The following is a 12542-nucleotide window of genomic DNA, read 5'->3' as shown; positions in this document are numbered from 1 at the left end:
CCCGCCCGGGCCGATGCGTCCTGCGGGTTACGGGATCTCGTAGCCGGCGTTGTCGGTGAAGTCCCGGTCGATGGCGCGGGCGGCCTTCCGCAGGGCTTCCTCGGGGTCGGCGCCGCCGTAGACCGAGTTGAGGGCCGTGCTGAACTTGGCGGTGACGGTGGGGTATCCGGCGGTCACCGGGCGGGTGACCGCGACGCAGGAGGAGGTGATCTCGCTGTCGCCGCAGGGCTTGGCCAGCTGGTCGGCGAAGAGCTGGAGCGGGCCGCCCTTCTTGTACAGCTCGCTCTTGGCGAGGGCGGACTTGGTGGCGGGCACCGCGCCGTTGGCCTTCGTCATCGCGCCGACGTTGGTGTCGTTGAGCAGGTAGTCCAGGAAGGCGCCCGCGGCCTTGCCGTTCTTGCTCTTGGCGCCGATGCCCCAGGCCCACGAGCCCTGGCCGGTCTTGGGGCCGTTGCCGAAGTCCGGCAGCGGCAGCACGGCGAGGTCGTCACCGAGCGCCTTGCTGTAGGCGGGGTAGTTCCAGTGGCCGACCCAGCTCAGCGCCACCTTGCCCCGGGCGAAGGCGTTGCCGTCGGTGTTGGGGTCGACGTAGGTCTTCCAGGACTGGAAGGTCTTCATCGCGGAGACGACCTTCGGGCTGTCCAGGGCGCCCTCCGCCTTGCCGTCCTTCAGCAGGCCGCCGCCGGCCGAGAAGACGATCGGGGAGAAGCCGAAGGTGCCCCACTCGGAGGCCAGGCCGTACTGCTCCGATATGTCGAGGACCTTGCCGTCGGCGTCCTTGCCCTTCAGGGACTTGAGGGCCTTGCCGAACTCCTCGGCCGTCCAGGCGTCGTCCAGGCCCGTTGGGTACTTCACGCCGGCCGCGTCCAGCAGCTTCTTGTTGGCGTACATGCCGAGCCCGGCGTCGAACATGCCGAGGCCGTAGTGCTTGCCGTCGATCTCGCCCTGCGCCTTGATCGCGTCGGTGGCGTTGCCGAGGGTCTTGGCGGAGACGTGGCCGTCGACCGGGGCGAGCTTGCTGTTGTAGACGAAGTTCGCCATCGTCGGGCCGTCGAACTCCAGCACGTCCGGCAGTTCGGAGGCGTTCGTGGCGGTGATGGTCTTGGTGTAGTCCTTCTCCGGTATGAGCTTCAGCTCGGCCTTGACGTCGTTCTGCGAGGAGTTGAAGGACTTCACCGCGTTCTGCAGCGCGGTCGCCTCGCTCGCCTGGCCCTGGTGGGCCCAGACGCTGATGGTGCCCTTGCCGCTGCCCTGTTCGGCGGAGGTGTCGCTGCCGCCGCCCCCGCCGCCACAGGCGGCCAGCGCGGCCAGGGGCAGCAGGGCGAGGGCCGTCAGGCCCGTACGGCGGTGTTTTCCGTGGCCGGTGATCATGGTGGTGCCTCCGAGCGGGTGTGCGGTGGGAGCGCGGGTGTGGAGAGGAGCAGGGGGAGGAGAAACGGGTGGGGAGGTACCGCTACCGGTCGCCGCGCGGCGGAGCGGTGGTCTCGCGGAGGATGAAGCGGATGGGCATCTCGACGGGGCGCGGCGACACGGCGTTCGGTCCCTCCAGGCGCGCCAGCAGCAGCCGGGCGGCCTCCCGGCCCTGGGCCGCGACCGGCTGGGCCACGGTGGTCAGCCCGACCACCTCGGACAGCTCGTGATCGTCGAAACCGACCACGGACACGTCCTCGGGAACCCTCAGCCGGTGCCGGCGCAGGGCGCGCAGCGCGCCCATCGCCATCTCGTCGGACTGGGCGAACACGGCGGTCGGCGGCTGGCGCAGCGCCAGCAGCTCGGTCATGGCCCGCTCGCCGCCCTCGACCGTGTAACCGCCGTCCGCCTCCAGGGCGGGGTCGGGCTCGATTCCGGCGTCGGCCAGCACGTCCAGGTAGCCCTGCCGGCGGTCCAGGGGCGTGGTCCAGTGCAGCGGCTCGCTGGCGCCGGAGATCATCCCGATCCGCCGGTGGCCGAGGTTCACCAGGTGCCGTACGGCGCTCTGGGCCCCGCCCCGGTCGTCGATGCCGACCACCGTGAAGCCGGGCCGGGCGCCGCCGACCGTGGTCGCCAGCGGCACCCCGAGGGAGCACAGGGCGGCGGCCTCCTCCGGGTCCGGGATCAGCAGGGACAGCACGGCGTCGACCCGCTTGCGGATCGGCAGCTTGATGAAGAAACGCTTGCGCGCCTCCGGTGAGCCGAGGTTGTACAACAGCACGTCGTAACCGGCGGCGCTGAAGACCTTCTCGGCCGCGTCCAGCACCGTGCCGAAGAACCAGCGGCCGACGTAGGGGACGACGACGCCGATGGTGTAGGTGCGCCCGCTGGCCAGGCTGGAGGCCGAGCGCGAAGCGGTGTAGCCCAGTTCGGCGGCGGCCGCGACGATCCGGGCCCGCATCTCCTCCGACACTCCCGAACGGCCGCGCAGGGCGCGGGACACGGTGGACGCCGAGACCCCGGTGGCCTCGGCGACATCGGTGATGCTGACCGTCACGGGACGCTCCTTGATCGGGTGCGCGCCGCGTGGCGGGGGGTCCGGAGCACGTCGGCGGGAGTGGGAGTGACGAGACCGTAAACCGGCACACCTGGTTGCGCAAGCGTTTGCGTTCAGATTTACTTCGGCTGACTCCCAGAGGAAGTTCTCCCAGCAAGATCACAGCGCACGCGTTTGAGTGCCGCTGTCGGCAGACAGGACCTGTCCATGCGATACGCACCGCCCGGCCTCTGCGTGAACGACTTCGACCTCCTGCGCCACGCGGACGGCACCTACACCGTGCTGCACCTGCAGGGCCCCTGGACGGCCGAGTTCGACCACCTGCGCATGGAGACCTCCTACGGCCGGGCCACCTCCGCCGACCTGGTCCACTGGGAGCCGCAGGGCACGGCCTTCGGCAACGGCCTGCCGGGCCGCTTCGACCAGCAGGCGGTGTGGACGATGCACGCCTTCCCGCACGGCCCCGGCATGGCGATGCTCTACACCGCCGTCTCCGGGCTCACCCCGGAAGGCTGGCCCCTCCAGTCGATCGGCCTGGCCCGCTCCGGGCGCACCGACGGCACCGGCTGGCGCCGCCACGGCACCGGGCCGGTCGTCGAGGCGGACGGGCGGTGGTACCGCACCGCCGACCGCATGGGCTGGCGCGACCCCTTCGTCGTACGCGACGACGAGTCCGACGGCTGGGTGATGCTGGTCTGCGCCGCCGACGCCTCCCTCCCCGTCGAGGTCAGCGGGTGCGTCGCCTGGGCGACCTCCGACGACCTGGAGCACTGGACCGTCCACCCGCCGCTGCTCTCCCCCGGCGACGTCGACGAGTTCGAGTGCCCGGTCCTCGAACGCCTCGACGACGGCAGCTGGCTGCTGCTCGGCTCGATCGGCGCCACCCGGGGCTTCGAGGCGTGGACCGCCCCGCGCCTGCGCGGCCCGTGGACCCGTCGCGGCCCGCTCGGCCCGACCGGCGCGTACGCCCCGCGCGTCGTCGCCGCCCCCGACGGCTCCCGCGTCGTGCTGCACACCACCCCGCGCCGCGTCGGCCTCAGCGACACCGGCGAGCGCTGCCGCGGCATGCTCGCCCAGCCCAAAACGCTCGCCCTGCCCGAGGATTCGGCGCCCCGCCTGGAATGGTGGCCGGGCCTGGACCCCTGGCTCGGCGAGGAGACCTACGAGGCCCCGCTGCACGCGGTCGGGAACGTCGGCCTCTCCGGCCGCACCGAGATCACCCTGCGCACGCATGTCCCCGACGGGGACCGGCCCGCGCTCACGGTCGGCTGCGACGGCAAGAACCTGTGGGTCACCGGCCCGGACGGCGAGGTGCTCGGTGAGACACTCCTCCCGGAACCCGCCGCCTCACTGCGCATCCTCACCGTCGGTGAGTACGTCGAGGTCTACGCCGACGGCGTCTTCGTCCTCACCACCCTGTGCTACTCCGGCCGCCCCGCCCCCTGGACGGCCACCACCGAGGGCGGAGTCCGCCCCGTCGCCGTCCGCCCCCTCCGGCTGCCGGACCCGCACCGCGACGACGCCTCGGCCGTCTGGCCCGGCCCGCCGTCGCACTGACCTGTCCATTCCCCGTCTCACCCGACGGACGACGTTTCGCCCACGTTTCTGGAAACGGCTACGCTCCCCTTCGTGGCTGAGATCCAGATTCCTGCTGACATCAAGCCCGCCGACGGTCGATTCGGCGCTGGCCCCTCCAAGGTGCGGGTGGAGGCGCTGGACGCCCTGGCCGCCACCGGCACGTCCCTGCTCGGCACCTCCCACCGTCAGGCCCCCGTCAAGAACCTGGTCGGCCAGGTGCGCGAGGGCATCAGCGAGCTGTTCCAGCTCCCCGACGGCTACGAGGTGGTCCTCGGCAACGGCGGCTCCACCGCGTTCTGGGACATCGCGACGCACGGCCTGATCGAGAACAGGTCGCAGCACCTCACCTTCGGCGAGTTCTCGTCCAAGTTCGCCAAGGCCGCCAAGCTCGCGCCCTGGCTGGCCGAGCCGGACGTCATCTCCGCCGACCCGGGCACCCACCCCGAGGCGGTCGCCGAGGCGGGCGTGGACGTCTACGCGTTCACCCACAACGAGACCTCGACCGGTGTCGCCATGCCGATCAAGCGTGTGGCCGGTGCCGACGAGGGCGCGCTGGTCCTGGTGGACGCCACCTCCGGCGCGGGCGGCCTGCCGGTCGACGTCTCCGAGACGGACGTCTACTACTTCGCCCCGCAGAAGTCCTTCGCCTCCGACGGCGGCCTGTGGATCGGCGTGTTCTCCCCGGCCGCGATCGAGCGCGCCGAGCGCGTCCACGCCTCCGGCCGCCACATCCCGGAGTTCTTCTCGCTGCCGACGGCGATCGACAACTCCCGCAAGAACCAGACGTACAACACCCCGGCGCTGGCCACCCTCTTCCTGCTGAACCAGCAGCTGGAGTGGATCAACGGCCAGGGCGGCCTGGACTGGTCGGTCCGCCGCACCGCCACCTCCGCCCGCACCCTCTACGGCTGGGCCGAGGACATCAAGTACGCCAACCCGTTCGTCACCGACCCGGCCAAGCGCTCGCAGGTCATCGGCACGATCGACTTCACGGACGAGGTGGACGCGGCAGCCGTCGCCAAGGTGCTGCGCGCCAACGGCATCGTCGACACCGAGCCCTACCGCAAGCTCGGCCGCAACCAGCTGCGCGTGGCGATGTTCCCGGCGATCGACCCGGCGGACGTCGAGGCGCTCACGAAGTGCGTCGACTACGTGATCGAGAAGCTCTGACCTTCTCGCGTACGCGAGTCACGAGGGCGTCCCGCTCGTGCGGGGCGCCCTCGCTCGTGCCCGGGACGGCCGCGCGCCCGCCCGCGGGACCCAGAAGAAGGGGATCTCAGCTCTCACCCGGCGGATCACATACCCGTGGCGGCCGGCGCCGAGCGCGCCACCCGGAACCCCACGTCGTCGATCCGGAACGTCGGATGGCTCCGGCGGCGTACGGAGGCACGGCAGCTCCAGTGCTCGTCGGACCAGCCGCCGCCCCGCAGCACCCGGTAGGTGCCGTAGACCTCGGCGTCGTAGAGGTCCCAGCACCAGTCCCAGGTGTTGCCGAGCATGTCGTACAGACCCCAGGCGTTGGGCTGTCTGCCGCCCACGGGATGGACGGTCTCCGCCGAGTTGTCCCGGTACCAGGCGATCTCGTCGAGCGGGCCGTAGCGGGGGCCGGTGCTGCCGGCGCGGCAGGCGTGTTCCCACTCGGCCTCGGTCGGCAGCCGGTAGCCATCCGCGATGGTGTCCCAGCCGGCCTCCCCGTCCCCAGGCCGCACCTCGTACGCGGGGGTCAGGCCCTCGCGAACGGACAGGGCGTTGCAGAACCGGATCGCGTCCCACCAGGAGACGCCCTCGACGGGCAGCCGGTCACCCCGGGCGGTGCTCGGGCGCCGGCCGGTGACCTCGGCGTACCAGGCCTGGGTGACCGGGAACGCCGACATCCGGAACGACCCGACCTCCACCGCCCAACTGCGCTGCGTCCGCCGGTCGGACAGCGTGACACGCCCCGCCGGGACGGCCACCATCTCGTTGCCCACGCTCTCCCCCATGACCGGACACCCTAGGTCGTGTCCCCGGTGAACGGCGAAGGGCACCCGGCGAGTTGCGCCGGGCGCCCTCCGCGCGTCCTGTCAGGGCCGGGTCACCGAGGCGCTCAGCGTCCGGACCCCAGGATCCCGCGCAGGCTGTCACCGACCGTCGCGACGGCAGGCCGCAGCGTGCTCGGCGCCTTCTGCGCCGCCGGCTGCGGCTTCGGGTCGGGGGTCTTCTGGCAGACGGCGTCGGCCACACCGCTGCCGTGCGGGACCTTGCCGTTGGTGAGGTACGCCGCGAGGTACTTGTCGAGGCAGGCGTTGCCGCTGAGCGTGATGCCGTGGTTGCCGCCACCCTGCTCCACGACCAGGCTGGACTTCTTCAGCAGCCGGTGCATGGTGACACCGCCCTGGTAGGGCGTGGCCGCGTCGTCCGTCGCCTGGAACAGCAGGACCGGCGGGAGCTTGGTGTTGGAGACGTTCACCGGCTTCAGCGACTTCGTCGGCCAGAACGCGCACGGCGCGTTGTACCAGGCGTTGTTCCAGGCCATGAACGGAGCCTTCTCGTACACCGCCCAGTTGTCCTTGCGCCACTGCTTCCAGTCGCGCGGCCAGGACGCGTCACGGCACTGCACCGAGGTGTAGACGCTGTAGCCGTTGTCACCGGAGGCGTCGATCGCCGCGATGTTGTCGTAGGCCTTGACCAGCGCGGCGGTGTCGTGGTTGTTGACGTAGGCCGCGAACGTCTGGGCGAGCGTGGGCCAGTAGCCGTTGTTGTACCCGCCGGGTATGAAGATGTCCTCCAGCTCGGAGGCGCCCACCTTGCCGCCCGCGGGCTTCTTGGCCAGGGCCGCCCGCATGGCGTACCACTTGGCCTCGATCTTCTTCGGGTCGGTGCCGAGCTTGTAGGTGCCGTTGTACTTGGCTATCCACGCCATGAAGGCCTTGTGGCGCTTGTCGAAGGCGTAGTCCTGCTGGATGTTGTCGTCGTACCAGACGCCGGTCGGGTCGACGATCGAGTCCAGCACCAGGCGCCGCACTCGCTCGGGGAACAGCTTGGCGTAGACCGCGCCGAGGTAGGTGCCGTACGAGTAGCCGAAGTAGTTGATCTTCGACGCGCCGAGGGCCTTGCGGATCGAGTCCATGTCCTTCACGGCACTGACCGTGTCGATGTACGGCAGGACGTCCTTGTACTTCCGGCCGCAGGCCTGCGCGAAGGACTTGGCGCGGGCGAGGTTGGCCTTCTCGAGCGCCGGGGTGCTGGGCACGGAGTCGGGCCGGACCGGGTCGAAGTAGCCCGGCTCGCAGTCCAGGGCGGGCTGGCTCTTGCCCACTCCGCGCGGGTCGAAGCCGATCACGTCGTACTGGGCGGCGACCGTCTTGGGCAGGGAGGACGCGACGAATTCGGCCAGCGACAGGCCGCTGCCGCCGGGGCCGCCGGGGTTGACGAGCAGCGGGCCCTGGGACTTCGACGCGGTGTGCGGCACGCGGGAGAGAGCCAGGGTGATCTGCTTGCCTCGCGGCTTCGCGTAGTCGAGCGGCACCTTCACCGACGCGCACTGGAGCGTCGGAGTGTCGTCCGTCCCGCACTTCTTCCAGGTGACCTTCGCGGCGGTGGCCCGGGCGGTGTTCGCGGACTGCGACGCGCTGGCGTCGGCGGGGACGGCGGTGAGTGTCCCGGCCAGTACGACGGTCGCGCCACACAGTACGGCTGCGCTTCTTCTCATGGAGTCTCTCGCAACGGTGAGGGGGGTCAGGCCCGCGAGTTGACACGGACCGTGCCGCATCGTTCCGGAAGAGCGCACCGCGCATGTACGGGTTCGACCGAGACTTGACCAAATCGAGTCACAGTCGGTTCTCAGAAACCCCTCAGGAAGGGGGTGTTCTGGCAATTCCGGACAGGCCGTCAGCCCGGAGGGCCAAGCCGAGGGACAGTCCGAGGGGCAGTCCGAGGGGCAGTCCGGTCAGGCAGAACAGGGGGCGCCCGAGGAGCACCGGGCGCCCCAGCTCACCCCGTGCTCACGTCGCCGTGCACGTCACCGCCGGCACACCCCCGCCCCCGGGCGCCCCACCGAAGCCGAAGCCCGCCGAACCGCCCGGTGCCACGCTGCCGTTGTGCGCCGCGTTCACCGCGGTGACGGTGGCACCGGTCTGGGTGTGGGTCGCGTTCCACATGTTCGTGACCTTCTGCGACCCGCTCCACGTCCACGTCACCTTCCACGACTTCAGCGGAGCCGTGCCGGTATTGGTCACCTTCACCTCGGCGTTGAAGCCGCCGCCCCAGTCACTGCCGACGGTGTAGGCGGCGGTGCACGCGGGCGTACCGTTGCCGGGGTCGCCCGGGCCGGGACCGGGGGTTCCGGTGCCGAAGGCCGGGGCCTTGATGGGCGCCAGATAGGCGTCCTTCACCGTGTCGACCGTCTGCCAGTCGTCCTTCAGGATGCCGCCCGTGTCACCGGAGTTGGGGTTCCAGGACCAGAACGTCCAGTGGAAGCTGTCGGCGCCGTGCGCCGACGTCGAGCGCAGGTACTTCACCAGCTCGGCCAGCCACTTCTGGTCCACCGAGGGCTTCAGCGTCGTACCGAACTCGCCGAGCCACACCGGGGCGATGTTCTGCTTGAAGATGTAACCCCAGTGCTTGTCCCAGATCCCCGGCATGTTGGCGGGGAAGGACGGGTCCGTGAACCAGGACTGCTCCGCCACCGACGTCGCGTAGTCGTGCGCCGAGTACACCAGCCGGTTCGGGACGTCCAGCTGGACCGGGTACTGGGCCACGCCCGCGAGGTTGCCGCCCCACCAGATGTTGGTGCCGTTGAACGACTGCACGCCCTCGACCATGATCAGCAGCTCGGGGTTGACCGACAGCACCGCGTTGCCCGCGCGCTGGGCGGCCAGGCGCCAGTCCCGGGAGGTGTCTCCGCAGCCCCAGCAGGCCGGGTCGTGGGGCTCGTTGTGGAGGTCGATGCCGATCACCGTGGAGTTGCCCTTGTAACGGGCCGCCAGGGCCTTGAGATTGGTGATCCAGGTCGATTCGGGGACCGACGCCGTGTACCAGAGGGCCGACTGGCCCGCCGCGTCCGGACGGTGGCGGTCCAGGACGACCTTGAGGCCGGACTGGCCCGCGTAGGCCACGATCTTGTCCAGGACCTGGAGCGAGGTCAGCCCGCGCAGGTCCGTGTTCTTGCCGTCGAGGTTGATGCCCTCGGGCATGGCGCCGGGCTTGAGGATGTCGTCGCTGTAGGGCATGCGGAGGGTGTTGTAGCCCAGCGACCTGATCTGGTCGATCATGCTCTTGTAGTCGCGCGTCCACAGGCCGTGGGCGACGCGGTTGGAGGTCTCGAAGCCGAACCAGTTGATGCCGGCGATCCGGACCGGCTGCCCGGCCGCGTCCAGGATCTGCCGGCCGCTGGTGTGCCAGTAACCGGCACCGGCGGCCTCGGCGGCGACATCGGCTCGTGCCGACTGCACGCCCGCCAGCGGTAACAGGAGCGCCGCGGCAACACACAGCGCTCTGCGCAGAGTGCGGAACATGTGGCTGCTTCCTCTCGGGTTCCTCGGGGAGGGGAGAGCGCGGCACCCGGAACAGATTGGGAGCGCTCCCATCGTGCCGCGCACCTCCCAGAGAACTGATGCAACATGAGCACGTCAAGACTCTGGGAGATGCGCGACCCACTCCGCCGGCTATCGGCTCAGCTTCCTGAAGCGCCGCACGGCCAGCGGCAGGAAGATCGCCGTCAGGATCACCGGCCACACCCCGGCCATCAGCAGGGCGTGCTGTTCCACCCAGGAGTCACCGGTGACCGGCGTGCCGAACAGCTCACGGGTCGCCGCCGCCGAGGACGAGATGGGGTTCCAGACCGCCAGCCACCCCAGCCAGTCGGGCATGAGCTGCGGCGCGACGAAGATGCTGGAGATCATCGTCAACGGGAAGGCGACCGCGAACAGGCCGCCCGCGGCCTCCGGGTTGGGCACCAGCAGGCCGAGCCACACACCGATCCAGATCAGCGCGAACCGCAGCCAGAGCAGCAGACCGAAGGCGGCGAGGAAGGCGAAGCCGCCGTCCGGGCGCCAGCCCATGGCGAGGGCCGTCAGCATCATGATGGCCAACTCGGCGCAGGCCATGATCAGATCGGTGACCCCGCGCCCGGCCACCACGGCCGAGGAGGCCATCGGCATCGAGCGGAAGCGGTCGATGACGCCCTTGGTGGAGTCGTAGACCACGACGGTCGCGGTGTTGATGAAGCCGAACGCCATGGTCATCACGAACATGCCCGGCATCAGGAAGTCCTTGTAGTCCCCGCCGCCCGGCACCTTCATCGCGCTGCCGAAGACATAGCCGTACATCAGCACGGACAGGATCGGGAAGCCCAGCTGCCAGGCGATGTTGACCGGCTGACGCTGGTAGTGGGTCAGACCGCGGCGGACGATGTTCCAGCAGTCGGCGAGGAGCCAGTACGCACCGCTCCGGGTGCCCGGCGTGCTCAGGTCGGTGGCACTCACGCCGCGGCCTCCTTCTCGGTGCGGTGCCCGGTCAGACGCAGGAACACGTCGTCGAGGCTCGGCCTGCGCAGCCCGATGTCCTCGACGCGGACACCCTCGTCCTGGAGGGTGCGGGCGACCTCGGTGAGCGCGGCGACCCGGTCGGTGACCGGGGCGTGCACCCGCAACTCGGCCTCGTCGGCCTCGGGTTCGCCGTCCGTGACCCGGGCGACGACCTTCACCACGCGCGGAATCTCGGCCCGCTCGGCGACCACGACCTCGATCCGGTCGCCGCCGACCAGGTTCTTCAGTCCGTCCGGGGTGTCGTCGGCGATGGCCCGCCCCTGGTCGATGACGGTGATCCGGGAAGCGAGCTTGTCGGCCTCCTCCAGGTACTGCGTGGTGAGCAGCACGGTCGTGCCACCCGCCACCAACCCACGTACGGAGTCCCAGACTTCGCCCCGGCTGCGCGGGTCGAGACCGGTCGTCGGCTCGTCGAGGAAGAGGACGGCCGGAGCGAGGATCATCGACGCGGCGAGGTCGAGGCGGCGGCGCATGCCACCGCTGTACTTGCCGACGCCCTTGTCGGCGGCGTCGGTCAGGTCGAACTGCTCCAGCAGTTCGGTCGCCCGGAGCCGGGCCCGCCTGCCGCCGAGGTGGAAGAGGCGGCCGAACATCTCCAGGTTCTGCCGGCCGGTGAGCACCTCGTCGACCGCCGCGTACTGGCCGGTGAGGCCGATCCGGGCCCGGACCTCGCGCGCCTGTCGGACGACGTCCAGACCGGCGACCGTCGCGCTGCCCCCGTCCAGGCGGATCAGCGTGGACAGAATGCGGACGGCGGTGGTCTTGCCCGCCCCGTTCGGCCCGAGCAGGCCGTGCACCGCGCCCTCGCGCACCTCCAGGTCGAAGCCGTCCAGGGCGCGTTTCTCGCCGTACCTCTTCTCCAGCGCCTCGGCCCGCACCGCGTATCCGTCCATGCCGCCCCCTCCCGCACGCCCGTGCCCCGTCGGCACCGAACTGAGTACACCGTACCCGATTACGCGTACGCCGTACCCAGTTTTTTCGCGGGGACCTAAGCTGGACTCCATGACGAGCGGTTCGAGTGGCACGGGCGGTACGGAGACCAGCGGCAGCGGCGACATCGCCCGCACGCTCGAACTGCTGTGGGACACCGGCCGCCGCCCGACCCGCGGCCCCAAACCGACCCTGACGCTGGACCGGATCGTGGAAGCGGCGATCCAGGTGGCGGACACCGAGGGGCTGGAGGGCCTCTCCATGCGCCGCGTCGCGGCCGAACTCGGCACCGGAACCATGTCGCTCTACCGGTACGTGCCCGGCAAGGGCGAGCTGCTCGACCTCATGCTGGACCGGGTGCAGCGCCCCTCCGAGAACCCGGCCGACCTCGGCGACGGCGGCTGGCGGGCGGCCCTGGAGGCACTGGCCCGCGCCACCCTCGCGCTCTACCGCGGCCACCCCTGGCTGCTCCAGGTCAACCAGTCCCGCCCGATCCTCGGCCCGAGCGCCCTCGACGGCATGGAGAAGGTACTGACCCTGATCCGCCCGATGGGGCTGAGCGACCCCGAGCTGGTCTCCGCGATCATCATGATCGACGGGTATGTCGTCGGGGCCGCGCGCACACAGCTGTACCAACTGGAGGCGGAGCGCCGGACGGGCCTGACGGACGCCGAGTTCTGGCAGGCGCAGGTGCCGGTCCTGGAGAAGGCCATGGCCTCGGGCCGCTACCCGGTGATGGCATCGCTCTCCGAGGACACCTTCGGGCCGGACTTCGACCACTTCGAGTTCGGGTTGCAGCGGATCCTGGACGGACTGGAGGTGCTGGTGGAGACCCGCGGAAACGCTCGCTGACGAGCGCCGAGGAGCCAGGCCGCGACCTCGAAGACCGCCCGCCCAGGGCCCTTCACGGACACGACCTAGCTGTATTGATCACGAGCGTTGTTAACACTGGCCGGGCTTGATCATGGCGAAGGCCCCCGTGTGTGGTGGAGGTGTCGAATCTTCACCGCACGGAGGCCTTCGTGTTCCACCGTAATGCC

10 protein-coding genes are annotated in these 12542 nt (G+C 70.5%); 3 read left to right on the top strand and 7 right to left on the bottom strand.

The genetic code is table 11. The features are described 5' to 3' along the window. Positions 1-27 precede the first annotated feature (27 nt). Entirely contained in the window at positions 28-1371 is a 1344-nt protein-coding gene (locus ABTX60_RS33005) for an ABC transporter substrate-binding protein (RefSeq protein ID WP_352100688.1), read from the bottom strand. Positions 1372-1453: 82 nt separating this feature from the next. Continuing rightward, positions 1454-2467, bottom strand: coding sequence for a LacI family DNA-binding transcriptional regulator (locus ABTX60_RS33000; protein ID WP_352100687.1), 1014 nt, complete (start codon positions 2465-2467; stop codon positions 1454-1456). A 207-nt stretch (positions 2468-2674) separates the two neighbouring features. Between ABTX60_RS33000 and ABTX60_RS32995 the strand changes: the two genes are divergently transcribed. Continuing rightward, a complete protein-coding gene (locus ABTX60_RS32995; RefSeq protein ID WP_352100686.1) occupies positions 2675-4024 on the top strand; it encodes a glycoside hydrolase family protein in 1350 nt (449 codons plus the stop codon). A 72-nt stretch (positions 4025-4096) separates the two neighbouring features. Continuing rightward, entirely contained in the window at positions 4097-5215 is a 1119-nt protein-coding gene (gene serC / locus ABTX60_RS32990) for a phosphoserine transaminase (RefSeq protein ID WP_352100685.1), read from the top strand. A gap of 125 nt (positions 5216-5340) precedes the next feature. Here serC and ABTX60_RS32985 read toward each other — a convergent pair whose 3' ends face one another. The 5 genes from ABTX60_RS32985 to ABTX60_RS32965 form a co-directional block, all read right to left on the bottom strand. After that, positions 5341-6027, bottom strand: coding sequence for a formylglycine-generating enzyme family protein (locus ABTX60_RS32985; protein WP_352100684.1), 687 nt, complete (start codon positions 6025-6027; stop codon positions 5341-5343). A gap of 104 nt (positions 6028-6131) precedes the next feature. Next, on the bottom strand, positions 6132-7736 hold the full coding sequence (locus ABTX60_RS32980) for an alpha/beta hydrolase (RefSeq protein ID WP_352100683.1): 1605 nt from the start codon (positions 7734-7736) through the stop codon (positions 6132-6134). A 292-nt stretch (positions 7737-8028) separates the two neighbouring features. Then, positions 8029-9540: a cellulase family glycosylhydrolase gene (locus tag ABTX60_RS32975; RefSeq protein WP_352100682.1), complete on the bottom strand. Its 1512-nt coding sequence runs from the start codon at positions 9538-9540 to the stop codon at positions 8029-8031. A 150-nt stretch (positions 9541-9690) separates the two neighbouring features. Beyond that, positions 9691-10509, bottom strand: coding sequence for an ABC transporter permease (locus tag ABTX60_RS32970; RefSeq protein ID WP_352100681.1), 819 nt, complete (start codon positions 10507-10509; stop codon positions 9691-9693). Beyond that, entirely contained in the window at positions 10506-11465 is a 960-nt protein-coding gene (locus tag ABTX60_RS32965; RefSeq protein ID WP_352100680.1) for an ATP-binding cassette domain-containing protein, read from the bottom strand. The genes ABTX60_RS32970 and ABTX60_RS32965 overlap by 4 nt, the downstream gene beginning before the upstream one ends. A gap of 109 nt (positions 11466-11574) precedes the next feature. On the opposite strand from ABTX60_RS32965, the gene ABTX60_RS32960 reads away from it, so the two are divergent. Next, the gene (locus ABTX60_RS32960; RefSeq protein ID WP_352100679.1) at positions 11575-12354 is read left to right on the top strand and encodes a TetR/AcrR family transcriptional regulator; all 780 of its coding nucleotides are present in this window, start codon (positions 11575-11577) and stop codon (positions 12352-12354) included. Positions 12355-12542: the final 188 nt, after the last annotated feature.

The sequence above is a fragment of the Streptomyces sp. NPDC126510 genome (assembly GCF_040302345.1).
GTDB lineage: Bacteria > Actinomycetota > Actinomycetes > Streptomycetales > Streptomycetaceae > Streptomyces.
Note: the sequence above shows the minus strand (reverse complement) of the source record. Positions and strands in the feature narration are given on the sequence as shown.

Coding starts and splice junctions, on each gene's coding strand:
- ABTX60_RS33005 (WP_352100688.1), bottom strand. CDS start 1,371: ATGATCACCGGCCACGGAAAACACCGCCGTACGGGCCTGACGGCCCTC.
- ABTX60_RS32995 (WP_352100686.1), top strand. CDS start 2,675: ATGCGATACGCACCGCCCGGCCTCTGCGTGAACGACTTCGACCTCCTG.
- ABTX60_RS32985 (WP_352100684.1), bottom strand. CDS start 6,027: ATGGGGGAGAGCGTGGGCAACGAGATGGTGGCCGTCCCGGCGGGGCGT.
- ABTX60_RS32980 (WP_352100683.1), bottom strand. CDS start 7,736: ATGAGAAGAAGCGCAGCCGTACTGTGTGGCGCGACCGTCGTACTGGCC.
- ABTX60_RS32975 (WP_352100682.1), bottom strand. CDS start 9,540: ATGTTCCGCACTCTGCGCAGAGCGCTGTGTGTTGCCGCGGCGCTCCTG.
- ABTX60_RS32965 (WP_352100680.1), bottom strand. CDS start 11,465: ATGGACGGATACGCGGTGCGGGCCGAGGCGCTGGAGAAGAGGTACGGC.
- ABTX60_RS32960 (WP_352100679.1), top strand. CDS start 11,575: ATGACGAGCGGTTCGAGTGGCACGGGCGGTACGGAGACCAGCGGCAGC.